The organism is Umezakia ovalisporum Ak1311 (genome assembly GCF_029891685.1).
Taxonomy (GTDB): domain Bacteria; phylum Cyanobacteriota; class Cyanobacteriia; order Cyanobacteriales; family Nostocaceae; genus Umezakia; species Umezakia ovalisporum.
In genome coordinates this window covers 59,169-85,146 of sequence record NZ_JANQDJ010000043.1, presented here as the reverse complement: position 1 = coordinate 85,146, position 25,978 = coordinate 59,169, and the positions used below count along the sequence as shown (strand labels likewise).

At 38.5% G+C, this 25,978-nt stretch carries 22 protein-coding genes and 1 pseudogene; 13 read left to right on the top strand and 10 right to left on the bottom strand.

Features of this window, described 5'->3' with window-relative positions; genetic code table 11:
- Positions 1 to 132: 132 nt before the first annotated feature.
- Positions 133 to 1,353 (bottom strand): TPR domain-containing glycosyltransferase, encoded by a 1,221-nt coding sequence (locus NWP25_RS07615; protein WP_280650367.1) that lies wholly within the window; start codon positions 1,351 to 1,353, stop codon positions 133 to 135.
- Positions 1,354 to 2,032: 679 nt separating this feature from the next.
- On the bottom strand, positions 2,033 to 2,359 hold the full coding sequence (trxA, locus tag NWP25_RS07610; RefSeq protein WP_280650368.1) for a thioredoxin: 327 nt from the start codon (positions 2,357 to 2,359) through the stop codon (positions 2,033 to 2,035).
- 123 nt (positions 2,360 to 2,482) lie between these two features.
- Between trxA and NWP25_RS07605 the strand changes: the two genes are divergently transcribed.
- From NWP25_RS07605 to NWP25_RS07590, 5 genes and pseudogenes are all read left to right on the top strand, one after another.
- Positions 2,483 to 3,199 carry a cyclase family protein gene (locus NWP25_RS07605; protein ID WP_280650369.1) on the top strand — a complete coding sequence of 239 codons (717 nt, stop codon included), beginning with the start codon at positions 2,483 to 2,485 and terminating at the stop codon, positions 3,197 to 3,199.
- A 183-nt stretch (positions 3,200 to 3,382) separates the two neighbouring features.
- Positions 3,383 to 3,748 carry a VOC family protein gene (locus NWP25_RS07600; protein ID WP_280650370.1) on the top strand — a complete coding sequence of 122 codons (366 nt, stop codon included), beginning with the start codon at positions 3,383 to 3,385 and terminating at the stop codon, positions 3,746 to 3,748.
- A 97-nt stretch (positions 3,749 to 3,845) separates the two neighbouring features.
- Positions 3,846 to 4,034: a transposase gene (locus NWP25_RS18670; RefSeq protein ID WP_374912637.1), complete on the top strand. Its 189-nt coding sequence runs from the start codon at positions 3,846 to 3,848 to the stop codon at positions 4,032 to 4,034.
- A 286-nt stretch (positions 4,035 to 4,320) separates the two neighbouring features.
- Entirely contained in the window at positions 4,321 to 4,512 is a 192-nt protein-coding gene (locus tag NWP25_RS07595; protein WP_280650371.1) for a hypothetical protein, read from the top strand.
- Positions 4,511 to 4,651: pseudogene (locus NWP25_RS07590) on the top strand (IS5/IS1182 family transposase); the annotation flags it as partial. The gene NWP25_RS07595 and the pseudogene NWP25_RS07590, both read left to right, overlap by 2 nt.
- Before the next feature lie 167 nt (positions 4,652 to 4,818).
- Here NWP25_RS07590 and ahcY read toward each other — a convergent pair.
- Positions 4,819 to 6,096: an adenosylhomocysteinase gene (ahcY, locus tag NWP25_RS07585; RefSeq protein ID WP_280650372.1), complete on the bottom strand. Its 1,278-nt coding sequence runs from the start codon at positions 6,094 to 6,096 to the stop codon at positions 4,819 to 4,821.
- Between the two features lie 602 nt (positions 6,097 to 6,698).
- On the opposite strand from ahcY, the gene NWP25_RS07580 reads away from it, so the two are divergent.
- From NWP25_RS07580 to NWP25_RS07570, 3 genes are all read left to right on the top strand, one after another.
- Positions 6,699 to 8,282 (top strand): mechanosensitive ion channel family protein, encoded by a 1,584-nt coding sequence (locus tag NWP25_RS07580; protein ID WP_280699125.1) that lies wholly within the window; start codon positions 6,699 to 6,701, stop codon positions 8,280 to 8,282.
- Positions 8,283 to 8,490: 208 nt separating this feature from the next.
- Entirely contained in the window at positions 8,491 to 8,754 is a 264-nt protein-coding gene (locus tag NWP25_RS07575) for a hypothetical protein (protein WP_280650380.1), read from the top strand.
- A 93-nt stretch (positions 8,755 to 8,847) separates the two neighbouring features.
- Positions 8,848 to 9,219, top strand: a complete 372-nt coding sequence (locus NWP25_RS07570; RefSeq protein WP_280650373.1) for a hypothetical protein — start codon at positions 8,848 to 8,850, stop codon at positions 9,217 to 9,219.
- 40 nt (positions 9,220 to 9,259) lie between these two features.
- On the opposite strand, the gene NWP25_RS07565 is transcribed toward NWP25_RS07570, so the two are convergent.
- Complete coding sequence (locus NWP25_RS07565; protein WP_280650374.1) at positions 9,260 to 10,417, bottom strand: glycosyltransferase family 4 protein; 1,158 nt, start codon at positions 10,415 to 10,417, stop codon at positions 9,260 to 9,262.
- Between the two features lie 46 nt (positions 10,418 to 10,463).
- A complete protein-coding gene (locus NWP25_RS07560; RefSeq protein ID WP_280650375.1) occupies positions 10,464 to 11,633 on the bottom strand; it encodes a glycosyltransferase family 4 protein in 1,170 nt (389 codons plus the stop codon).
- Positions 11,634 to 12,484: 851 nt separating this feature from the next.
- Between NWP25_RS07560 and NWP25_RS07555 the strand changes: the two genes are divergently transcribed.
- The 3 genes from NWP25_RS07555 (at position 12,485) to NWP25_RS07545 (ending at position 17,513) form a co-directional block, all read left to right on the top strand.
- On the top strand, positions 12,485 to 14,704 hold the full coding sequence (locus NWP25_RS07555) for a hypothetical protein (protein ID WP_280699112.1): 2,220 nt from the start codon (positions 12,485 to 12,487) through the stop codon (positions 14,702 to 14,704).
- An 875-nt stretch (positions 14,705 to 15,579) separates the two neighbouring features.
- The gene (locus NWP25_RS07550; protein WP_280651745.1) at positions 15,580 to 16,356 is read left to right on the top strand and encodes a PIG-L deacetylase family protein; all 777 of its coding nucleotides are present in this window, start codon (positions 15,580 to 15,582) and stop codon (positions 16,354 to 16,356) included.
- A gap of 20 nt (positions 16,357 to 16,376) precedes the next feature.
- Positions 16,377 to 17,513, top strand: a complete 1,137-nt coding sequence (locus tag NWP25_RS07545) for a glycosyltransferase family 4 protein (RefSeq protein WP_280656528.1) — start codon at positions 16,377 to 16,379, stop codon at positions 17,511 to 17,513.
- A gap of 5 nt (positions 17,514 to 17,518) precedes the next feature.
- On the opposite strand, the gene NWP25_RS07540 is transcribed toward NWP25_RS07545, so the two are convergent.
- The 5 genes from NWP25_RS07540 to NWP25_RS07520 all read right to left on the bottom strand — a co-directional run bounded on the left by NWP25_RS07540 (position 17,519) and on the right by NWP25_RS07520 (position 23,310).
- Positions 17,519 to 19,177: a hypothetical protein gene (locus tag NWP25_RS07540; RefSeq protein ID WP_280656527.1), complete on the bottom strand. Its 1,659-nt coding sequence runs from the start codon at positions 19,175 to 19,177 to the stop codon at positions 17,519 to 17,521.
- A 40-nt stretch (positions 19,178 to 19,217) separates the two neighbouring features.
- Positions 19,218 to 20,168 (bottom strand): ABC transporter ATP-binding protein, encoded by a 951-nt coding sequence (locus NWP25_RS07535; RefSeq protein WP_280651748.1) that lies wholly within the window; start codon positions 20,166 to 20,168, stop codon positions 19,218 to 19,220.
- A gap of 505 nt (positions 20,169 to 20,673) precedes the next feature.
- Positions 20,674 to 22,107 (bottom strand): hypothetical protein, encoded by a 1,434-nt coding sequence (locus NWP25_RS07530; RefSeq protein WP_280699110.1) that lies wholly within the window; start codon positions 22,105 to 22,107, stop codon positions 20,674 to 20,676.
- Complete coding sequence (locus tag NWP25_RS07525) at positions 22,108 to 22,290, bottom strand: alpha/beta fold hydrolase (RefSeq protein ID WP_280699124.1); 183 nt, start codon at positions 22,288 to 22,290, stop codon at positions 22,108 to 22,110.
- 51 nt (positions 22,291 to 22,341) lie between these two features.
- Positions 22,342 to 23,310 carry an SDR family oxidoreductase gene (locus tag NWP25_RS07520; protein ID WP_280651750.1) on the bottom strand — a complete coding sequence of 323 codons (969 nt, stop codon included), beginning with the start codon at positions 23,308 to 23,310 and terminating at the stop codon, positions 22,342 to 22,344.
- A gap of 392 nt (positions 23,311 to 23,702) precedes the next feature.
- On the opposite strand from NWP25_RS07520, the gene NWP25_RS07515 reads away from it, so the two are divergent.
- Both NWP25_RS07515 and NWP25_RS07510 read left to right on the top strand, forming a co-directional pair.
- A protein-coding gene (locus tag NWP25_RS07515) for an IS630 family transposase (RefSeq protein ID WP_374914630.1) occupies positions 23,703 to 24,726 on the top strand; the annotation gives its coding sequence in 2 pieces (ribosomal slippage) (positions 23,703 to 24,133 and positions 24,132 to 24,726; 1,026 coding nt in all).
- A 67-nt stretch (positions 24,727 to 24,793) separates the two neighbouring features.
- Positions 24,794 to 25,969, top strand: coding sequence for a DNA cytosine methyltransferase (locus NWP25_RS07510; RefSeq protein WP_280699120.1), 1,176 nt, complete (start codon positions 24,794 to 24,796; stop codon positions 25,967 to 25,969).
- Positions 25,970 to 25,978: the final 9 nt, after the last annotated feature.

Genomic DNA, 25,978 nt, shown 5'->3' with positions numbered 1-25,978 from the left:
TATCTAAGTAAAATTAAACATATGGTAATATACTAAGATACTAAGATACTAGTACGGTTTGATTTATGAAAAAATTATGTATTTTAGGTTGCGTGAGTATAAAATCTATAATTTATGCTGACCTTTGAGCATTCACCATTTCATTAATCCCATGTCGCGTAAACCTTGGCGTAGTCTGTGGGCTTCTTCGGGGTTTTGTTGTTCGTAAAGTAAAATCGCATTTTTAAAGGCTGTTAAACTTCCTTGAACATTACCAACTTTTAGCTGTACTACCCCTAAGTTTTGATAAGCTTGTGCATAGTTGGGATTAAGCTTGATGGCTTTTTGGTAACAGGCGAGTGCATTAGTAAATAAACCCAAAGTTTTAAAGATCATTCCCAAGTTATAGTGTCCCATGACAAAAGTAGGGTCAATTTTTAAGGATGTTTCATAAGCAACTTTAGCACCGTTGATATCGCCAGAGGCTTTGAGTAAGTTGCCCAAATTGTTATATGCTCCTAATTTGAGCATGGGATAAATTGGCTGCTTAACAGCAGCTTGATAGTGATAAATAGCCTTTTGACTATCTTGTAAATGATTGTAGGCAATGCCTAAATGGTAATGTAGTTCATACAAAGTCTCATAGTTTTCTTCTGGTATTATTCCCTGATGCTGAGAATTTGCCTGGTTAAAACCTCTTTCTAATAACTCTAAACCTTGAGTGAGTTTACCAGTTTGTACATACAATGCCCCTAATTTACTGCAAACATAGGAATCATTAGGATGAGTTGCCAAAAATCCTTCCATTGTAGTTTGGGCTTTGGCGTATTTATCACTTTTGGCGATAGCAGTTTTTTGATACCCTTGATGGAGGATTGCCACTCCTTGTAAATAACCGATTTGCCAATGGGGTTCTTGGGTTAATATTGCTGCTACACTGTCATCCACTAAAGCATGATAAGGTCGCTGAAAGTGAATTTGAGTGTGGTTGCGAAACAGTCGAGATACCAGAGAATAAGGAGATTGTGCTGCGCCAACTTCTTGACGCAGAAGATTAATTAAAAGATATTCTTCATTTTGAATTGCTGACTTTATTTGCGGCACAATATTTGGGGTGATAGTTTCGTCAGCATCCAACACTAAAATCCAATCACCAGTAACATATTTTAGCGTTGCATTACGAGCTGCACTGAAGTCATTACACCACTGAAAATAGTATACCCTCCCACCAAATAGTTGAGCAACATCAGGAGTGCCATCCTTTGAACCAGTATCAAGTATGATAATTTCATCTACCAAACCTTGCACACTACTCAAACATTTAGGCAGTGTAGCTGCTTCATTTTTGACAATCATGCAGAGACTTAATTTCATATCGCCGAAAAATTTTAATATCAGGTTAATAGACTGATGTCACCCAATTTAATTGTCTGCCGATATTGGCATTGTTAGTAGATGTAGATGTTGATAAAGTCTAATTTATCACTGCCCATAGCGACGATAAAACCCGGAACCACCCCAAAAAAACCCGCTGGGGGATTAAAAACCTTAATTTTTGCTTACTCCACCTCAAAGGAACTTACTGAGGCAGTAGCAAAGTATACTTATGTCAAACTTTTAAAACGTCCTATCTTTATCACTGTTGTATCCCAAAAATATTATTTATTCCCCATGTAATTCTTCGATAGCTGTAGATTCATAACAGGAATATTATTAAATTTATTGCATTAAAATTTTATCTAGAAATCCTATTTAATTTACCAACACCTAGATGTCCAGCCCCAGAACTTCTTGAAGAAGTCGGGGTCTTGAAGTTACTAACTTATTGATGATTGCCATAAATCATTTCTACAACAAAAATACCGACTTTGTGAACAAAGTCGGGAATTTGAGTCAAATAATTATGACAAGTTAAATTAAATTCCTATAATATCAGGCGATTTATAAATAACTAACAGTTAATTTATATACTGATCTAAAGTCCACAGTAACTTAATTGTCAATTATGTAATTTGCAAGCATTGCTAATTATCAACTCGTACCAATAAACAAGCTAGAGTAACTTGTCCACAGCACCACTGAACTGTTCATAAGGAGAAACACCCACAATGGTTTCTGCTAACTCACCATCCTTGAACATTAAAACCGCCGGAATACTACGTAAACCAAATCTTTTGAAAATAGGTTTATTATTGTCAATATCTACCTTCACCACCTGAACACGACCTTTGTATTGTTCCGCAAGTTGATCCATTAACGGACTCACAACACGACAGGGTCCACACCAAGTAGCAGTAAAATCAACAACAACAATTTTGTTTTCACTTAAAAGAGTATCAAATTCCCTTTCTTCCACATAAGCAACTGTTTCAGTAGACATTTATCTCAATCTCCAATGTAAAATTTGAGTAAAAAGGTAACTTTAAAACTATACTGCTTTCTCTACCTTAGTAAAACATCAAACACTCCCTATTTTCGTAAATAATTTGATACATGACAAAAAATGACAAAAAATAAAAATACTATCACTTATTCACGAGTTATACATCTAAGTCACATAATAGATACGGATATTCCCCAATGGCCTGGTGACCCCCCAGTGGAATTTACCAATGTCGCCAATATCCCACAGGATGGTTATTACCTCCGGCGTTTCTGCTTAGGAGAACACAGCGCCACTCATATCAACGCACCAAACAGTTTTCACCAGAACAAAGTGGGAATTGACCAATACTCGGCTCAGTCCTTGGTGTTACCGGGGGTAGTTATTGATATTTGTAAAGCCGCAGCTGTTAATGCTGATTACAGCTTAACTATTGGCGATGTTCTCACTTGGGAGAAACAACACGGTGAAATTCCCATGGGAAGTTTAGTAATACTTTATACAGGATGGCAAAATAAATGGTTAGATAAAAATGCCTTTTTTAACACAGATGTTAAAGGAATTATGCACTTTTGCGGATTTAGCTATGAAGCAACTCAGTTTCTCTTGCAGCAACGGCAAATTGCTGGTTTAGCCACTGATACCCATGGTGTAGACCCCGGACAGGATAACAGTTTTAGTATTAACAGTTTAGTTTTGGCACAGCAAGGGATTGTTTTGGAAAATCTGACAAATTTACACGAGTTACCAGCTAGGGGTACTACTGTAATAATTGGTGTTTTGAGGTTGCGGAATGGTTCAGGGTCTCCTGTGGGAATCTTAGCTTTGGTACCGTAAAGAAGAATTTGCCCAGTTTCTCAAACCTAGAAAGAATTGATGGCTAAAATGAAGAAACTACACCAACTTTAATCAAGATGTTGGCAATTTCACCATGGATGAACATTACTGTTTACCTATGTTTACTTTGCTATTTATGCAGATTTGACCAAGAGCAATACCCAAAAATAGGGAAGGTGTGACATGACAATTATCTTAGACCATACCATAGTGCCTGCCCGTGATAAGGAAAAATCGGCACGCTTTTTTGCAGAAATTTTTGGACTAAAACTTGAAACTTCTGTTGGTCATTTTGCTGCTGTGCGTGTCAATGACAAGTTAACCTTCGATTTTGCTGACAGAGAACAATTTGACTCTCACCATTATGCTTTTCATGTCAGTGATGAAGAATTTGATGCCATCTTTACACGCATTAAAGAAAAAGGACTTGAATACAGCAGCGACCCCATGCATCAAAACAAAGGTGAAATCAATCATAGAATGGGAGGGCGTGGTTTTTATTTCTATGACCTCGATGGTCATAATTTAGAACTGTTGACTCGTACTTAATTAACAGTCTCCGGGCTTAAGCCAGGGATATTCAACAGTTGTGGCATATACCCTTACTTAGGGTAATTTCCAAAATGGCTAATTTTTCTCTAGATGGATACATAAAGGCAACGTAGTTTCATTACTTGACTATCACTTGGTTTTTATACCTAAACCCCGGAAAAAAGTTCTTACCGGAGGAATGGCTCAAGGAGTTCAGCAAATCATCAACTTAACCTCAAGGGTTTTCAGCCTATTTTTTTATAATCTCAAATATAAAATTGCAGGAGTAGCCCAGACTGATTAATCTAGGCTACTTCTGCTACACCCCTTGCACAATCAAAAGATACCACTCTCAAAAAATATATGTCTGCCAAATTGCCAGATAACTGTATTTTGCTGACTCAGCGCCTGGGTGAAAAACTTGGTTTATTGGCAATAGCTCCATTGAAAGGCCTAAACTTCAGTTAATTAACAGATTTTGGGAATGGTTGGTAATGCTACTAGATGTAACTCTACTGAATGTCGTGACTAAATGTACAGTGTTGCTTTTTCACTGTTACATTAATTGAGAAAATTAGGAGGATTTAATCATGAATATTTGGAAATTACTCAAACAAAAGCGAGAAGATATTTTCAAGATTGCTGCTAAACATGGAGGGTCAAATATACGCATATTTGGATCAGTAGTACGGGGTGTGGATTTTATAGTGGATGTAGTTACTATTAAAAGATTAGGGGAAAACTGGCGTGATGGCATTTTCAATGAGGGAGTTTCATTGTGAACAAAACAAAGGTTTTGTATTACTCCCCAAATGTTGGCTTGTTGAGAGGACTTTTGGTTGGTTCAATTGGTGGCGAAGATTAAGGAAAGATGATGAAATTCTACCTGAAACAACTGAGGCTTTTATTTATGTCGCTCTCTCAACGAAGATATCCACAGCTAAAGGCATTAGATTTATTGGAATTAAGTTTAAAGGAAGCAAAATTATAGCTTTCTTCCTTTGGGTCTTTGCTCCTGTGGGCAAAACACAAAAAAAGGAGATAGAGCTATCAAGCCTATCCCCAAAAAATTCATTAATCAACCAAGATTAGGTTCCAGATTGCCAAGAATTGATGTAGTCAAGTTGCTCGGGGGTTAAGCTATCAATACCAATACCCATTGCTTCCAACTTCAAACGGGCAATTTCTTGATCAACTTCAGTGGGAATAGAATACAAACCAGGTACTAACTTACCTTTATTCTTCACTAGGTATTCACAAGCTAACGCTTGGTTTGCAAAACTCATATCCATTACTGCGCTGGGGTGTCCCTCCGCAGCAGCAAGGTTAACTAAACGACCTTCACCCAAGACAATTACGGATTTACCGCTGTTGAGTAAATACTCTTCGGTGAAAGGACGGACTGTTTTAATTTCTTTTGCTTGACTGGCTAGATATTTGAGGTCAAGTTCAATGTCAAAGTGACCAGAGTTGCAAACCATCGCACCGTCTTTCATGATACCGAAATGTTCGCCCCGAATTACGTGCTTGTTACCTGTCACAGTGATGAATAAATCACCATGAAGTGCAGCTTCCGACATAGGTAACACACGGAAACCATCCATGACCGCTTCAATGGCCTTAATGGGGTCGATTTCGGTGACTATTACGTTAGCCCCAAGACCTCTAGCCCGTTGTGCTGTACCTTTACCGCACCAGCCATAACCAGCTACAACAATGGTTTTACCAGCCAACAAGATATTTGTAGCGCGGATAATGCCGTCTAGGGTAGATTGACCAGTACCATAGCGGTTGTCAAAGAAGTGCTTGGTGTCAGCGTCGTTAACGTTCATGGCGGGGAAAGTTAACACCCCATCCTTTAACATGGCGCGTAACCGCACGATTCCGGTTGTGGTTTCTTCGGTTGTCCCAATTAAATCGCTAATTTGGTGCTGGCGCTCTTGGACAAGGGTAGCAACTACATCGCTACCGTCATCAATAATGATGTTGGGGCGGTGATCCAGAGCAATTTGGACGTGGCGGTTATATGTTTCAGCGTCTTCGCCTTTGATGGCGAATACTGGAATTTCATGATCGGCCACGAGGCTAGCAGCTACGTCATCTTGAGTTGAAAGGGGATTACTAGCAATCAGGAGTGCATCTGCACCACCAGCTTTGAGGGCGATGGCCAAATGTGCTGTTTCTGTGGTAACGTGGGCGCAAGCCACAAGGCGCAAACCTGCAAAGGGCTTTTCCTTCTCAAAGCGATCGCGGATTTGCTTCAACACTGGCATTTCGCGTCCAGCCCACTCTATGCGCTGTCTTCCCAAGATAGCTAGGGCGAGGTCTTTAACCTCGTGCTTTAATCGGGGAGAAATTGCAGTCATCAAAAATTTCCTCAGAAAAATAAAAAACTTACGTAAAAGTTACGTACTTTACTAGAGTATTCTAAAATTGGTGATTTTGCTTTGTATTCACCAACAAGCTTACTAATCGTACTCTGTTGTTCCTTGACATTGGATAACCTTCAGACCAAATTCATACCTGATTTTTATTTTTTGACATAATTTTTGCTAAGAGTATTAACAGGGCTAATCTATCTGTTACCCACAGGCGATGAAGGAAACTGTCACCTATCAAAAGTTACAACAATACCTAAAATTTCAATATTTCATTTTAGATAGGTACATTTACACAAGCCACTGTTGGAGGATGGCTCTGGAAGTAGCCGATGGTAAATTTTGTTTAAGGAGGTATTTGAGTGTCCTGGCAATTTTTGGCGATGGCCAAAGAATTCCTGTTGTCGAAATTTGCTTCTATTGAGGATCAACAGGCATTTTTAAACGAAAGTTACCTTGGTAATATCAGGACTGTGACAAAGGGGATGCTCGGTTTAGAAATATCTAATCAAGCCTTTCACCCACCTAGGAGGCGGATATCAATCAAAGGGATTTTCGGCAGAGGTGTCATAGCAACAATGGCAGGTTCAATGACTATAGCTGTTGTTTCTATACCGAAAGCCTCAGCTCAGATTCCCATTTTGCCTTTTCTCCAATCTCCCAGTGTTCGTAGTAGCGATACCGACAACAGAACTGTTTCTGGATGGATTTATTTAGACGGCTACCCAGTATTTCAGATAGCAGCAACAAGAAGCAATTTTCCCGAGCGTTCCCAAAATATCCAACAAAATTTTCATCAAATCCGCCAAAATTACTTAAGGTCATCTAACCCAGAAATAGAAATTGAAACTCAGACATCAAATGGATTACCAGTAATTCATGTTAATGGTCAATACCTCATGACCGTTACCATTGAAGATGCGAGACTAAGAAAAGAAGAGCCACCAATATCGGCAATTCAAATCACAGAACAATTGAAAACAGGCTTGCAAAGAGCTAGCAAACAGCGAACTAGTGAATTTTTAATCAATCAAGCTAAAACCGCCGGTAGTGTTGCACTATTAATAATTGCAACGAGTGGGGGGGTATATTATTTACAAAGACGTTTAAAACCTGATTTACAACATTCAATCTTGGCGATTTCAGATGATGCTCAACAGTTGACAACTCAACTAAATCAACAACAAGATGGACATATTCAAGAAGTCAAGAAAAGACTTTTTCAATTAACTCAATTCGGGATTTGGGGAAGTGGAATTGTTTTCATCTTGGGTCTATTTCCTTATACTCGAGTGCTTCAGCTGGGGATTGTCTCAGCTGCCCAAATTCCTTTAAGATTGGGGATTATCTTCCTGGGAAGTTATGTGGCAATTCGTTTCACCTATGCTCTCATTGACCGCTTTACCTCTACTTTGATTAACAGTGGTGTCTTATTAAACTCAGAAGCTTCCAGGCGAATGGAACTGCGAGTTTCCACATTTTCCGGTGTGACTAAAAGTATCACTACTGGTATTTGGGTGGGAGTTGGCGTTTTACTATCCCTGCTTTCTTTGGGTATAGATATCATTCCCTTATTAGCAGGTGCTGGTTTAATCGGTGTAGCATTGTCTTTGGCTTCCCAAAGTTTAATCAAAGATGCCATTAACGGTTTTCTCGTCATCGTTGAAGACCAGTATGCTTTAGGCGATGTGATTGTTGTGGGAGATGTGGGAGGCTTGGTGGAAAATCTCAATCTGCGGATTACTCAGTTGCGAGATAGTGAAGGGCGTTTAATTACAATTCCCAATAGTGAAATTAAAGTTGTGGCTAATCTTTCTAGCCGTTGGTCACGAGCTGATTTAACTATTCCAGTTGCTTATCAAAATGACGTTAATGAAGCATTGGAATTAATTGCAAAGGTAGGCTCGGAGATGAGTCAAGATCCCCACTGGAAACGTCAAATTCTGGAAATTCCTCAAGTTCTCGGAATAGATAACTTTGGCGATCGCGGTTTGATGGTTCGTGTCTGGATTAAGACACTACCACTCAAGCAATGGGATGTGGGACGAGAGTTTCGTCGTCGCTTGAAAATCACCTTTGACCAAGCTGGATTTTCTATTCCTGTACCTCAACAAGGTATTTGGCTCAATGACTCTCAATTGCAGCACTTGCCAGTTAATGGTAAATCTGAGTAGTCATTAGTCGTTGGTCAAATTATTACCAAACTGTTGTAGAGACTTTGTATGTAATGTCTCTACATTTTTTTATTTTAATAAGCAGCAAATAACCTCTGGCTATATCAGAACATTTGTACTATAATAGACCATAGCGCTGACAAAGCCTAGTGAAGAGCAAAACGGCTCCAAACAACAGTTCTGGAGGATGGATTTAACAGTTAGTCCCATGATGAAGCATTATATTCTCAACCTCAATCCGGCTGCCAAGCACGAATGGGATCGATGTATTTTACGTGATCCACTCACTGGGAAACGCCCGGACATTGCTCAATTAATAGCTGAAGCTGTTAGTACTGACTCTGGTAGTTACTTAGTGAGTGTAAATATTGAAGTACAAATTTTAGAACAAGCTGCTGCGGCTCCATGCGAACAACTCTCCCTACCACTTCCAGAAGTAAATATTCCGTCCCAACTGCGAGAAGTGGCGTAAAAGATGAGGATTACTAAGTAGAAAGTAAGGTGTACTTTTTACCCAAAACTCAGTATGTTGCACTTATGACTCACAACACAAGAAGATGATTTGATGGAAGAACTAAGTCATTATCCAACCGCCATCGCTGAAGCGGCCCAGGGCGTGAATAAAATAGATTCTCAGTTAATGGCTGTGCAGCAGCAGATTTCCAGATTTGAAGGTAATGCTGATCGCGCTGCTGCTTTTGATATGGATTTGAAAAATGATGCTCAACGCAAAGCTCGTCGCTTTGAAGTTTTGCTGGTGAATCAAGAATATCAACAGGCTATGGATACTCAGATGCGGTTAATGGCAGAAAAAGCTAATGCCATCGCTCATGTAGAATATTTGCGTAACCAGTTTACTGTCGCTAAATTAGAAGCCAGATTAGCGATCGCGCAACAACTCACTGATTTTGAATCTCGTGAATTAGTCGGTTTATAATTTCTGTTCCAGCCCACACCTTGCTCACCAGGGGGATAGATTAGGGATGAGCTGGTTTTTTTAACCTCTGAGACAATAGTTCAGCAATTTGCCGATTAATAACCATAATGTCAAACCGCTGACTAGCCATGGCTGTGGCATGATTGGCTATGGTTGCAGCCATTTCTTTTTGGGTAACACAGGTGTTAATCACCTGTGCCAATTCTTCACTGTCCCCTGGTGTAGCTAGAAAACCATTAACACCGTGTTCCACCAATTCCATTGCGCCTCCAGCTTTAGCCGCCACCACAGGTTTACCGCATAACATACCCTCAATAATTACTCTACCAAAGGGTTCTGGGGCAGTTGAAGTGTGTGCTATCAAGTCACAAGCTCTCATTAAGTGGGGAATATCTCCACGGAATCCTAAAAACTTAACACGGTTTTCTAGTTTCAACTTTGCTACTTGTTCATGTAATTGTTGGACATAATCTTGTTCACCAAAAAGAGCATCACCAACTAAAATTACTGTTACTTCTGGCGGACATTGAGACAAAGCAGCAATTAATATATGTTGACCCTTCCAAGGCGCAAGCCTACTGAAATGTCCAACTACAAATTTTTCTTTTAGCCCTAATTTTTCCTGTAATTTTTTGACTTCAGATGCAGAAACTTGATAACTTTGTGGGTCAAAACCATTATAAACAACTTCTGTGAGTTTTGAGTTTCCTCCTGCTTGGATAAAAGCTGTTTCACTAGCTTGGGAATTAGCAATTACTAATGAGGCAAAACGATTTGCTAAAGTAACAGCAATATGCAAATTAATTTGACTAAAATGTTCTGAGGAGAGAATATCATGTAAATGATAAACTAATGGACGGCGGGCTAAAAAGCTAGCCATTGCGCCAATTACTAATGCTTTTTGGGTATTGGCGTAGATTACATCATATTTTTTAGCTGTTCGTACCACCTTGGCTAATAGTGGTGCAAGTTTTCCCAAACTCGCCAAAGCTGTCAGCAAATTACTTTGTTTGCGAACTTGAATTGGTTGAGTTGCAAAAACTTCTACCGGGATATGTTGTTGTTCTAGTAACTTTCTAAAATCACCATCTGCGAACAAGCCTACCAAAGCGCCATCCCCATAGAGTTTAGCAATATCCATTAAACAAAGTTCAGCACCACCAGGTTTACCACTTTGGTCTAAAAACAGAATTTTCATATATTATAATTTCCTGAATATAATTGCCATGGAGTTAATAGTAATATCAAGCTAAAAGAACTTGCCGCACTTTTTCCGCTATTTGTTGCCAATCAAAATTATTAACTGCATAGTGACGACAGGCTTCTCCTGTAGGAATTGATAAATTGCCCAAAAGTATCTGTGTTAATTTTTCGGCAATAGCTGAGGCTTCGGCAGAAGCAGTAATTAAATCTGGGGAAAATGGTGATAAAATTTCCGGCATCCCGCCAATTGGGGTACATAAAACAGGAGTACCACAAGCTAAAGATTCAATAATTGCTAATCCAAAACCTTCAAAAGATTGACTGGGCATAACTGTTAATTCAGCAGCTTGGTAAGCTAATGGCAATTGTGCATCAGGTAGAAAACCTAAAAATTTAACGTTGTCTTCTAACCCTAATTCTTTAACTTGTTGTTGTAGTGCAGCTTCCAGATGACCACGACCAGCGATAGCTAGCCAAACATCAGGAAATTGTGGCTTAATTATTGCCAATGCCTGTAATAATTTATCAAGACCTACTCGTTGTACTAAGCGCCGGGATGTAAATAGTATACGGCGATTCTCCGGCCAGTTTAGCTGCTGACGTGCTTGTTGAGGTGATAAGTTAGCTTGAAACCAATTAATATTTACTCCACCAGGGATAATATGAATTTTATGCCAAGGTATTTGATACTTTTGATGTAAAATATTACCGAATGCTTTACTGAGAACAATAAAGCGATCGCACCGATTATAAGTACTTTGTTCTATTAGCCGTCGTTTGATAAAAACACTGAATTGATTATTAACCGTTTCCTGCTGACTTTCAGAAGCCCAAGGTCCATGAAAGTTAAAAGTTATGGGTACACCTTTGGGTAAAAGATCCATAATTGGAAAGCTATATAATGCAAAATGCAGATTAACTGCATCTGGTTTACTGACTCGTGTCTTTTTAAATTTATGACGAATAGATTGCAATCTTTGCCAAATTCCCTGGTTTGGGTCAGCCAAATTAGTTAGCTTGATAGGTAAATTTAATTTTGTTTCTGGTAAACCAACTCCACATAGTTCTATTTGGTCTTCATAGGCTGCTAATCTATGAGTGAGTTCATAAATATACCTTTCCATTCCGCCGGGAGTTTTGGGGAACCAGCCTATTCCCAGAGTGAGAATAGATGCAGAGGTTGAATTAAAATTTTCTTTTTTACCTTCCATCTACTGAACTCCTAAGATATATAGAGGGTGCATATGTTTACTTTAATACCAAGCTCAATCAAGGCTTTTTTAAGCCTGCCGCACATTAGTTGATGCTGCTAGTACTTTTATCCTGGATTATCTACATAATCAGTAATTTTCACGTTTTACTTTGTAGATAATTTCAGAAAAAATAATTTATAAACTATTTATATTAACCTGTCAATAGTCTGTTTTATTAATGGAATTACTTAAAGGAATTTCTAGGTAACTGTGTGAAATTTTGATTGTATTCATATTTACTAATATTTAGTATTAAAAAATAAATATTATATATTTTTTTAGTAAATTTTTTGTAAATAGGATTTTTTTTTATCATAAGTACTTATGATTAAGTCTATATATAGTGAATAAGTCAGTGTTAATATTGCCAGGAGCTATGTCAGCAAATTTAAATGTAGAGTGTTCTAGCCCCCAGGGCAAAGCACTAATAACATTTTAAGGTGCGTTAATTTACAATCTACCACATAAAACAACATTAATAAAATTGGAGGAAAATTCATACCGCATTTATCTACTGTACAGATAGTTGATAGTTTTTTACATTGAATTTTTCTCCCCCACTTAGTTAATCAAAACAAAGATTGGGTAATATAAAGGCTCAAACTGGTGCAGATAAACATAACCTTTTTACCCCACTCCATACTGGGAAATAAGGGCTTGAACATTCTTTGTTGTGCGAGAAGGTTTAAATAATGATTTATACTAGGGACAATTTATCAATTGTCTCTATTTTAAAAGTCATTTTTTTCTAATTATCTCTATTTAATGCCATTCACTGAATGCCATAAATCATAAGGTCTGACAATAAAATGGGAAATAAATTAATACAACAGTTTAAGGAAATTAACCACAAGCTGAATCATCACATCAAGAAAATATATCAAAATAAAACTTTTCAGAAGGTAAAATTTGTCAATTTTGTCATCATTATAGCCTTGGGAATAATTGTTACTTCCAGTGCAATTTCTAAGGATGGGGCTAACAGTAAAATACCTAAACCCACATATCAAACATCTTGGATCGGTAATACATTTCCTGGGGGAGAAAAGTGGGTACAAAATAATATTGAGGCTATGTATGTTGCACCCAATGGTACAGTTTACACTAATAGTATCTGGGATGAAGCAGGTAGAGAAGCCGGAATATATAAAAACGGTGATGTTATTGGTAAATTGAGTGATACCCACGGTTGGAGTCGTCTTGGTGGTGAAGCTGTAACGGCAAATAATAAATACATTTACATTGCCATGCGCCAAGGTTATGTTAATAGGAAAGATCAAGACTATCCTCCAGAAGGCACAGATTGGTATTGCGTCAGACGCTATGACTTATCTGGTAAATCTGCACCCTTTACCGATGGACGTGGTTGGGATAAAAGTATGTTAATTGTCAGTAGCAAAAGTGGAGTTACTGGATTAGCAACCAGGGGAAAAGAGTTATATGTCAGTGATGCTAGTGAAAATCGCCTGCGTGTTTATGATACTGATACAATGAAGGAAATACGCAATTTTAGTATTGCTAGACCCGCAGGAATAACTGTTGATAAACAAGGGAATCTATGGATTATTCAAAACAAAAATAGTAGTAACTTTGCGAAAATTGTGCATTATTCCCCCAAGGGAAAGCAATTACCCCAACAAATAACCAATATTGTAGAACCAACCGCCATCGCAGTTGATCCTCAAAACAGACTTTTAGTAGCGGAAAATGGACCTCGTCAGCAAGTGCTGATTTACCAAATTAAAGACCAGCCAGTGCAAGTTGGTACTTTTGGAAGCCAAAGGGGAATTTACGGAGGTGTTCCCGGTGAAGTTAAAGATTTAAAACTTTACGGTTTAACCGCAGTGGGTGCAGATTCCGCAGGTAATATTTATGTAAATAGTAATGGTTTCAATAAATCAGGTACAGATTTACGCAAGTTTTCATCATCGGGGAAGCTGTTATGGCAATTACTGGGATTGAAGTTCGTTGATAACGCTGATGCTGACCCTAAGACTAATGGAGTAAATGTATTTACCAAACAAGAAGAATTTTTGATGGATTATAGCCAGCCAGCTGGTAGACAATGGACTTACAAAGCTTACACATTAAATCCTTTTAAGTATCCACAAGATCCACGTTTGCATACATCCCCAGATGCTACTTGGGTACGCCGCATCCAAGGGAAAAGGTTTATCTTTATCACCGATATGTATGAAAGCTTTTTACAAATTTATCGCTTCAATCCAAAAACAGATGGCAAAATTGCAATTCCGGCGGGAATGTTTGTTGGGACTCATGGCGGGGGTGGAAAATCAATCAGAGGAAATTGGCCGCCCCAGCAACCAGAAACAGGAGAATGGATTTGGCGCGATGGCAACAATAATGGTAAATTTGACAAAGCTGAATACGATTCCAGTAAAGATTATCCTTACATCGGCGGATGGTGGGTAGATAGTAAAGGCGATGTGTGGAAAACCTTGCGTACTAAAGATGGTATTCGCCATTATCCTTTCCAGGGACTAGACCAGTATGGTAACCCCATCTACACATATGGTTCCATGCAAAAGCAAAAAACCCCCAGCTTATTTACCGATTTGCGACGTATCGAGTATTTGCCAGAAACCGATACGATGTATTTATCAGGCTTCACAGTAGACCATCCATCTGTTGGGGATGATACAAAAGTTGTAGGGTCTGAGATTGTACGTTTTGATAATTGGAGTCAGGGCAATAATACTACACCCCGTTGGCGGATAGTAGTTCCTCATGATAGGACTGGTAAACGGGAAGTTTCCACCGCAGCTATGAGTGTAGCCGGAGACTATGTTTTTGCCGTGACAGTTAAAACCGCAGAAGTATACATATATAATGCCAAAACAGGGGCTTTTGTCAAAAATTTAAAACCGGGTCCAGAAGTTGTAGGTGAAAGTGGGTGGATTGATATCCCCTATGGAATTCGTGCGATGCGGCGAGCCGATGGTGAGTATGTGGTATTTGTGGAAGAAGATGCCAAAGCGAAAGTGATTGTCTATCGGCTGAAGCTATAGATTACCACAGAGTTAACTAACTAAGTGAGTATATAAATTATAAAAACCGAGTTTCTAGAAAATTTATATTTAGGAACTCGGCTTTTTATCGCAAATTAGGTCTGAATAAGACCCCATATTCCCATGACATCATTTCCATAGAGAATGGTTGCACAGCAGAAATGTTGACTGTCCAAGTTGTGCGTGGGTGATACAAAATTTGAGCAATTAATGACTCTATTCTTAATAGACAATGAACTTTATCTGGGTAAAACGCAAAAATTGTAAATTTTTATTGCAGGATTCAACACTTCTGGTTGCACAGATAAATTAAAACTACACACTAGAAAAAAAATCAGACTATATCACTTATCTAAACAAGCAAGACCATTAAGAGATAAAACATTAATTTTTATTTTATAAATAAAGACATTAGTTTATATTTGTAAAAAATTTTTTTTACGAAAAAAATAAATTTCTTTGTTTTTACAGCAGTAATAATTAAGTGAGTTGATTGCCAGCCCAGAGTAAAAATATGTGCATAAATTTACACTGGTTTTCTATTGACTTCGTGGGTTGACTTCTTGTGAAAATAGTCTCTATTGTGAAATCAGCTTCCCGTAAATACATAGTTAACTGTGGATGGAACAATTATAGATTGATTCAGAAGTGTTGAATCCTGCAATAAAAATTTACAATTTTTGCGTTTTACCCAGATAAAGTTCATTGTCTATTAAGAATAGAGTCATTAATTGCTCAAATTTTGTATCACCCACGCACAACTTGGACAGTCAACAGTCAACATTTCTGAGATTGATTATGATATCACAATTAATTAATCCAACATTGTTGTATGAAATTAACTTGCCAATTCCACTAAAATAGCTGAGTTTCTTATGAAAGTGAAAATTTATATTCAAGGCTTACAAAAATTATTGCCTCATAGCTGGCTTGAGCAATTTCAATATATCCACTGTAGCTTACTATGTCAATGGATTTTCCTTTGTGGCAGTCAGCCTTTACAATTTAACCAAAAATCAGCAATGGTTTTTTCTCCTCATCAAGATGATGAAACCTTTGGCTGTGGAGGAATGATTGCTCACAAGCGTGAACAAGGAATACCAGTTGTAGTGGTGTTTCTCACAGATGGACAAGGCTCAGGAGGTTCAGATACTAAAAATACTATCGTTCAAATTCGCAAACAAGAAGCACTAGAAGCGTTAGCAATTTTAGGCGTCAAAGCATCAGAGATTCACTTTTTAGACAAACCTGATGGGACTTTGCAAGACTTAAACAATGATGAGCAACAAGAGATAATTTCTCGGGTTGCTCAACTTATCCAATATTATCAACCAGAAGAAATTTATGTACCTCACAGAAAAGATTGTCACAGAGATCATGAAGCTACATATGAATTAGTTAAGGTGGCCATGGCGGCAAATAATACAAGGGTTGAATTATTACAATATCCCATCTGGTTGTTCTGGAGAGCGCCCCTATTTATTCTCCTCAAATTACAGGATTTAGCAGCAGCTTACTGTTTTTCCATCACATTAGTTCAAGAAAAGAAAAATAGAGCGATCGCTTCCTATCGCTCTCAAATTAAAAGCCTACCTCGTGGCTTCATGAAGCGGTTTTTAGGCTCTTATGAAATCTTTTTTAAGGTTGAATAACTGCTGGGGACAAAAGTTTTATGCGAATATTACATATTATCAACCATGTGCAGAACATAGGTAATGGTATCGTCAATGTAGCAGTAGACTTAGCTTGTTTACAAAGAAAAGATGGTCATACTGTTGCCGTAGTCTCACAGGGAGGAGAATATGAGACATTATTAAGATGTTATGATGTTACACACTGTCAATTAAATCAGTCAAGGCAATTCCTCAATATTCTCAAAGCTGGTTGGCGTTATCGGCAGATCGTGCATGAATTTCAGCCAGATATTGTCCATGCACATATGATGACAGGGGTTGTAATAGCAAGGATGTGCAAAATCGGCTTTAACTACGCTTTGGTTTCCACAGTACATAATGAGTTCCAGCGTAGTGCAGTAATCATGGGATTAGCAGATCGAGTAATTGCAGTTAGCCAAGCAGTAGCTAACTCAATGGTGTGGCGTGGTATACCACATAAAAACCTGCGGGTAGTCTCTAACGGTACATTAAATAGTCCCCGACATCGCCACATTGAAGATTACCAACCACTACCCCTACATCGTCCAGCAATTACCACTGTCGCTGGGATGTATTCTCGCAAAGGAATTGCTGAGTTAATAGCAGCTTTTGGCAAAATTGTTACGGAATTTCCCGACGCGCATCTATATTTAGTGGGAGACGGCCCTGATCGCTCAATGTTTGAGGCAATAGTGCAAAATAAACCATATAGCCATCGCATTCATTTTGAAGGTTTCCAGCCAGAACCGCAATGCTATATGCTAGCAACCGATATTTTTGTTTTGGCTTCTCATTGCGAATCTTTTGGTTTAGTCCTTACAGAAGCGCGAGAAGCTGGCTGTGCAATTATCGCCAGCGATGTAGATGGTATTCCTGAAACTTTAGATAATCGACAAGCTGGTATTTTAGTTCCACCTCAAGATAGTCAAAGTTTAGCTACAGCTTTGACTATCTTGCTGAGAGATCCTGCAAATCTACAAAGATGGAAATGTCGCGCCAAAGAGAATTTAGAACGTTTCAGTGCGGCGCGGGTGAATGAAGAAACTCTGGCTGTGTACCACGAATTAGCCACTGAACAGAATATCCCCACAGTAGTAGAAACAAAACAAGTTTTAATTGGTAAATCAGAAAAGTCAAAAGTCAAAAAAGTATAATGTTCTCAATGATCATTGACTAATAATGCCTTTGTTGCTGATTCCCCTGCTTTTCCCAACTGGCGCTTGATTTGAAACAGCAACAAACTTAAAATACATAGTTGTCCCAGAATTGCGAGTAAAGGTGTCATAATATCTGAGGAATTAGTCATTTCTGGGTATAAAAAAGGCAATGGTGCAAATATAGAGAAAAACCACAGAAAAGTTAGGTTTCCAGAATTGTAAAATAACATCAAGGAAACAATGGGTGGTAAGAAAATTACAGCACCAACAATGCTATTAGCCCATAATAACCTCCGGGGATTTTTCATAAACAACAGTAGTTGGGCTAAAGCTCCATAGATAACCACTAAACTAAAGGCGAAAATTAAAGCTGCAAAACCGTATAACTTATCATAGGATACAGGAACCACTGGCATTAACAGCAATGTACTTAAACTGCAAACGGCTATTAAACCATTGATGGCTATGGCCAGTACACCCGGACTTTTTTCACCCCAAATTAAATCCTTGATTAAGTTTTGTTTAGCTGGATGTTTTGCACGATAAATATGTTGATATCTAGCCCAATCTTGTAGTGTTTGGCGATTTTGCGTCAAGGAAGCAATCAGATACAAAAATAACCAGAAATACAGAAACATCGCACTAAATAAATAGTCTTTTATGTTCTCTACTTTATCCACACTATCGTGCAAATTAAAACATCCCAATGTAATAATAGCAAAGACGGTAGTTAATAAATAACTCTGACCTTTACTCAACATTGTGGCATTGCTATCAAGATAGCAACGTTCTAGAGATTGCCAGATAAAGTAAATGCCAATGAGGTAAACTAATAAACTTAACACGCTGGTGTTGACAAAACTATTTCCTAATGGTAATTGGAACCAACGAAACCCAGGAAATTGAGAACTAGCTGAAAATTCGGGAATAAAATATATTGGCGTAATTAGCTTGAGGAATACGAATCCATCAAACAATCTGATATCTTTTAATCCTTGCCATGTATAAGCCAGAAACACCAAAAGAAATCCACTTCCTAACCAAGATTGAAAACCACCCAACCAAGATGCTATTAAGCCAAATAGTAATGCGCCACTATAGTATGAAAAAGTAGAAAAAATCACAATAACATAAAAAATAAAAATCTGATTCAAGGGAATTTTTGCCTGCAATCCTAACCATAAATGCAAAGGAATTGCTAGTAAAATTAGCACATACAAAAGAATCGGAACACCCAGGATTTTTCCAAACAGAATACTTTGAGGTGTTTGGGGGCTAAGACGAATAAAATTTAGTGTATTTCGCATTTTTTCCGTGGCTAAATCATTAATGATTAAATAGGTCCCCACAACTAAAATCACGAATATTCCTAGCAAACTTAGCCCATGAAAAGCATCTTGATACCACAATTGCCAGTTGATAATTACATTATCGTAATCATTTAACACACATTCTGATGATTGACCTGTACAATACAGATGACCATATGGCAAAGTCACGTCACTTGGAGGAAGTTTTCCTTGGAATATCAGTAAGAATATCAACTGACCAAGGACAGATACAGATATTGATAAAAAAAGGTTAGTAATTTTTAAACGCCCTTTAATTTCTCGGATAAATTGAGGGTTTACTTCCCTGAGTTTTGATATGAAATTGAGCATAATTAACAACTCCAAAAAAATATTGATAAATATTGACTGATCAAGATGCTTGTTTGTGTCCTAGTTTCAAGAAAATACTTTCTAAATCTTCTTTAGTCCAGTGAAAATCAGTTACGGGAATCCCAGATAAAATCAGCCACCGCAATAAATTAGCAGAATCTTCTTGTGTACCAGAAAAATTGACTCGCAAGCTGTTTTGACCTGGTATTTTCTCCCAATGTTCCACTAAGGGATAATTTTTTAATTCACTCTCCAGAGATTCTAAATTACCCAGAGTTGATAAAATAATTTGTTGTTTGGCTAGTCGATGGTAAAGTCCTTGCAGAGAAACACTTTCGACTAAAAAACCCAACTCCATAATTCCTACAGAAGTACACAGTTCAGCTAAATCGCTCAGAACATGGGAAGAAATTAAAATTGTCATCCCTGCTTCTTGCAAGGTCTTGATGATTTGGCGAAACTGCATTCTGCTAATAGGGTCAAGTCCAGAAACAGGCTCATCTAAAATTAGTAAAATTGGTTCGTGAATAATCGTCCGCGCTAAACTCAAACGCTGTTTCATCCCCCGGGATAGGGTAGAAATTAAGCTCTGACGTTTATTGCCAAGTTGTATCAGTTCTAAAACTTCATGTAACCGTTGAGTGCGTCGTGGTTCCCGCAAACGATACAACCGGGCAAAATAATCTAAGTAATCCCAAACTGTTAAATCTTCATATAAGGGATAGTCATCAGGTAGGTAGCCGGTACGACCTTTGAGGCGAGAACTACTTTTGTCAAGTCGCAAGGGATAGCCATTAATATGAATTTCACCTGTAGTTGGTTCTTCCGCAGCGGCCAACATACGGATTAGAGTTGTTTTCCCCGCACCATTGGGGCCAATTAACCCATACACTTCACCACATTGGACTTCTAAATCAACATTATTAACAGCGACCTGTCCCTCAAATTGCTTAGTTAACCCCCAGGTACGAATCGCTAATTCTTTTACCATAGCTGCTACAGTCAGAGAAACATTAAAATAATAACATATCCTATTTATACAGTGTTTGTCTGTTTTGTTTCGGAAATTCTAACTATAGAATACCAAATATTTTTTTGCTAGTGTTGGACGAAATCACTACAGAAGCGCTTGTATATGTAAAATAAACCCTCTCTACAATGTGAAAATTATGTTTAAGAGAATCTTCAAAGATGTACTTCAATTTGTGGGTCTACTAACTTTGTTAGCAGTGGGAACATTTGGTTTATATATAGCAATTGTGGCATACCAATTATGTCAGATTGATAATCTGTGTCCCCTTAGATTTCAAAAGCCACAAACAACTTCATTGCTACACCAACCCCGCAAACACCCTAGTAAACCATAAGTTTTAATTATGGGCATTTTTTGATGAATGCAATTGTATTGGAGCTAAACAATATAGCGATTCAGGATCAAAAACTGCCTGATCAGGTTATGGGGGAACTTATTTGTCATCGCGGTTGGAAACTTTTAATTATTGCCATTGTACCGGAAAGCGGTCGCCCGTTTGCTCAATGAACTTATCTAGTTGCTCTAAGGCTAAAGTACCTGGAATTGGGTAACGGGCTGAAATCACTCGCTTAAGGTCAGTATAATAGCGAATTAATGTCATAAAGTTTCTGGGGAAATCTGCTACCGTACCGATGAATTCGCCGCGCTGGCGTGCATATTTGAACACTTCACCCCATTGGTCAATACTAGGCAAACCAACTGATTCCACGCCATGAGAAAAAAGGATCATGAAAATTTCATCATATATCTCAGCTTTACTCAAATAATCTTTAACCCAATCTAGGGAAGGTTCCATATTAAACTTCATCCAGAATGGTACTGATGCAGTACGTAAAGTCCACATAGGTTCTAGTAAAATAAATGACTCTAATAGTAGCCGATTAGCAATGATTCCTCGTTGTTTGTACCACCAGCGATAAAATTCGGCTACGAAGGGACTGAGATATTCTGGTTCTTGATATATGACCCGCCGAACACGATAGCCGCCATGGCGAGCAAAGTTTTCCACATCTTCCCGTAAGCTAGGTTCAAAACCCCATTCTGCTTCCGGACTGTCTTTGTCTGGTATTGGTGCGTCCCAATTTCGCCGATGTGAGTGATATTTTTCTAAATATCTTCTGACGCGATCGCTGTTATTAAAGTATTCTTCTGGTGTCGCCCCACCCAAAGCCCCAAACTGAAATATATGGCGATCGCTCACTTGCGTTGTCGGCCAGGTGCGTTGACAATCCACAATAAGAATAGTCCCGCCTCTGGATAAGTTTTTTTCTATAAAGCGTTTGTAAGCTGAACTCAGACGCAAGTACTTCACCCGAAAATAAGTCATCCCCCGCAAAGTCAACCGGTCTTGACTGGGGTCATACATATGATGTAGTTGCACATCAGGATTAGCATCCAGAAGCAGTCCCCCTTTCTCTCTACCCCACGCCATGGCCTTTTTGGGTTCGTCGGGATGTATTTCAGGATACAGCACAGGAATGAGAAAAGTTTGTGGTAACCAAGGCATACCCAAGGCGGCGCACAAATGCACCAAAGCCCCATTTGTAGAACCAATAGCTACCGCTTGATACTCATTTTGGGGATATTCACTGACCATCCACTCTGAAACTGCCTCGGAACTGACATATCCCAATAATCCTGGGGGAATTGATTCCCCTGCGCTAGCAACTGTATAAATTAATTCTTTAAATTGCCGCGGGAATTGGTTAACAACAGTGGCAATTGGTTCTAACCCAGTGGGCAATGTCCCCATTCCTGGAAAATCATTTCCCCCCAGGTAAGCAGCAGTAGCGCGGAGCATGGCTGTACTAGAGTCAAATCCGGCCAAATAAGGCGGACATAACCGCAATTGTGCCCATAAAGAAGCAAAAATCTGATTATATCTGGGCATTTGCATTTAACTTCTCCTGATCAACAAAAGGTGATTTTGTCGCTTCAATAAAGGTTTACTGTAATTGAGAGTATGTCCACCACCGGGAATCACTACGAGTGGAGCATCGGGCAAAAGATTCACCACTTCTTCTGCCCAGTCTTGGGGTACAACTGGGTCTTCTTTGCCACGTACAACTAATGCTGTTATGTTGGCTGTTTAATCTCTCCTTAGGTAGGCTCATGGTTTATTTTCTCTTCATCAAGAAAGGGGTAAACCAATTTTCTGTGCTGTTTCTCTGGCCATATCCCAGACATCTTGGGATGTAATACCACCTGTGCCCAGCCAATTACCACTGATGCCCGTATAATCACGCATTGGCTCAAACACATTGCCATCATTTAGGGGGGCTGGCTTGTGATCTTGAAAGTGATCCTGATCTACTTGCTTGGCCATCATTGGTTCATATAAATCCGGCACTAGGGTTTTCTGCAAAATCTGCAAATAAACAGCTTCACCGACGATAATTTCTCGCTGTGGTCTGTCCACTAACCCCACAATAGACTCAGCCACTTGTTTAGCTGGGTATACAGGGGACATGGCCTTGGTCTGACGACGAGTGTAATTAGCTGCGTGTTGAAAAATGGGTGTATCAATTGAACCAGGTAAGACTGTGCAAATATGAATATCCCTAGCGTTATCTAAATAGAGCTCCATGCGGAGAGAGTCAGAGAGTCCGCGAATAGCATACTTACTGATGGTGTAAGCACTTGTATATGGCTGACCAGTTACACCAACAACCGAAGAAATATTGATTAAGTTACCGCTACCTTGTTCACGAAAGTGGGGTAATACAGCACGCGCACCATAAATGTAACCAAATAAATTGGTTTCAATTACTTGGCGAAAAACTTCCGGGGGTGCTTCCTCAAACCGCGCAAACAAACTGACGGCGGCGTTATTCACCCAAACATCAATTCGCCCAAAAGAGGCGATCACACGCTGTGTTAACTCTTTAACTGCTGACTCATTACTAACATCTGTTGGTATGGCGAGGGCAGTTGCGCCTGAATGTTGGCACTCTTGGGCTACTTCCTGCAAAGCTTGTTCATTTCGAGCTGCTAGCACAACGGTGGCGCGCTGTTGAGCAAACTCTAACGCTGTGGCACGTCCAATTCCACTGGAGGCTCCTGTTATCACGATGACTGAATTTCTGATCCGTCGTGGCATCTTTTTTTCTCCCTAAGCGATGGCCTGATTTAAGGCAAATTTGCAGTTGTTATGCAATTCCTGCTTGATTGTCTTTGCCTTTTAACTGGATGGAACTATCACTGCATTTTATTTTTATAGCTATTGATTTCTGAGTTTTGTTTTCAAAATATTCTTACCAATCTTACAAAAAATATTTACATTTTTATTACAGTCTTAAGATAGATGTTGGTTATTTTATTTCAAGTTTTGCTAAATTCTTATTAAAATTAAAACTATGGAAATTAAGTAAAATCAATTAAATTAAAATTTAATACAGCTTGAAACTACAAATATAGCCATCCGGAATCATTCATGAGTAAATACGGACAGAGCTTAAAAGTAACGTTTAAAACTAAGGTGTAGGTGTGGTGATGTGGATACAATTATTAGAAGATTTTATCAAAAATAATAAAGAGCGGCGTGAAATCAAACGAGCTACAGCAGTGAAAATGCTGTTATGTGGATACAAGCATGAAGAGATAATGCCAATATTAGGTGTCTCATCTGGCTTCATTAGTACCTATAAAAAAGCATTTTTTCAACTGGGGGTGGAAGGGTTAAAACTAGGGCATAAAGGAAGTAAAGGGTTTCTGGATGATCTTCAACGTGCCGAGGTAATAAAATGGTTGCAAACCAAAGACAGATGGACTTTAAATAAATTAGAGTACCATATCGCCTCAGAATATGGAGTAACATTTTCCTCGAAACAAAGTTACTACGATTTATTTGATGATGCCAGTATTAGTTGGAAGAAAACTCAAGCAAATAATCCGAAATATAACCAAGAATTAGTGGACTCAAAAAAAAGAGATTTGTGAGTTGCTGGAGACGCGACGGGCTGAAATAGAGACAGGAGACCTAGTTGTGTTCATGGTAGATGAATGTCATTTACTTTGGGGGGACATAATAAGGTATGTTTGGTGGAAAACTAGTGAACGAGTAACAATACCAGTGGTAAATGCTCGTGATAAACAAACATATTTCGGTGCATTGGATTATAAAACCAAAGAATTTCTCACGTATAAAGCTGAAAAAGGTGACTCTAAAAACACAATTAATTTTTTAGAATATCTTCAAAAACAGCGCCCTGGAGCCAAACTTTTAATAATTTGGGATGGTGCAAGTTATCATCGTTCACAAGAAATTCAAGATTATCTAGATTCATTAAATCGTGAACTTGAAAAAGAACAATGGTGGATTACCTGCTTGAGATTTGCCCGGAATGCACCACAACAGAATACTGTAGAAGATATGTGGCTACAAGCAAAACGATTAATTAGAAAGTTTTATTTTTTCTGTCATTTTTTTACTGTAGTCAAGGCGTTATTTGAACTATCCATCCATTGTCAAATTTTTGACTTCTCTAAACTTCATGAGTATAATGTTTTCTCATAAATGATTTAGGATTGCTATAGTATAATTGTACTCTACAAAATATTTATTTACCTTAGTAGTGTTTCTCATGATAGATGCTAAAGCGATTTCTATTTCCTTATTTACAGGTGCATTTGGTCTAGACTTGGGTATGGAAGCAGCAGGATTTCATACAGTAAGTGTAGTAGAAAAAGACAGTGATGCTACAAAAACAATTCTTCTGAATAGACCTTATCTTACAGAAAGTGCTGTTCCTAGAGAAATAGAAAAAGTTAGTTCCCAAAACCTACTTGAAGAAGGGGGGAGAGTTTTAAATTTAGGTCGCGCTTTACAACCTGGTGAAGTAGACTTAGTAACAGGTGGTCCACCTTGTCAGCCATTTAGTACAGCCGGAAAAAGGGGTTCAGTCATGGACCCTCGCGGTAGTTTATTCATGGACTTTATCCGCATAGTTAAAGAAGTCCAGCCCCGTTTTTTCTTGATGGAAAATGTCAAAGGTTTACTTTCTGCTTCTCTTCGTCACAGGCCAATTAATCAACGAGGAAAAAATTATCCACCTTTAGAAGCTGACGAAATGGCTGGTGCGGCTTTGACGGTGGTATTAGCCGAAATGAAAGAACTAGGATATAACGTAGTTTATAACCTTTTAGAAGCCGCAGATTATGGTGTTCCACAAAATAGACAGCGTGTAGTATTTATTGGTTCTAGAGATGGTGAAGCTGCTACATTTCCTATTCCTAAATATTGCAAAGATGGTCAAAATTTACCTAAATGGCGAACTTTAAGAGATGCTTTAACAGGTTTAGTTGATCCCAAACCAGAGTTTATTAGTTATTCAGAAAGTCGTTTAAAATATTTAATATTATTGGAAGCGGGAGAAAATTGGAGAAATTTACCAGAAGAATTAAAAAAAGAGGCTATGGGAGGTGCTTATGAATCGGGAGGCGGAAAAGTGGGTTTTTATAGAAGATTATCCTGGGATAAACCTTCTCCGACAATAACTACAAGTCCACATCAAAAAGCTACAGATATGTGTCATCCTGTAGAGTTGCGTTCTTTAACTGTAACTGAGTCTGCAAAAATTCAAACTTTTCCCGATGATTGGATTTTCTATGGTTCAATAAGTTCTAAGTATAAACAAATTGGTAATGCAGTTCCGGTATTACTTGCAAAAGAGATTGGTAGTTATATTTTTAGCTTAATTCAAGGAAACAAGCCAAAAGGTAAAGAAATAGCTGAACAACTCTCTCTTTTTTCGCTATAAAATTGAAAC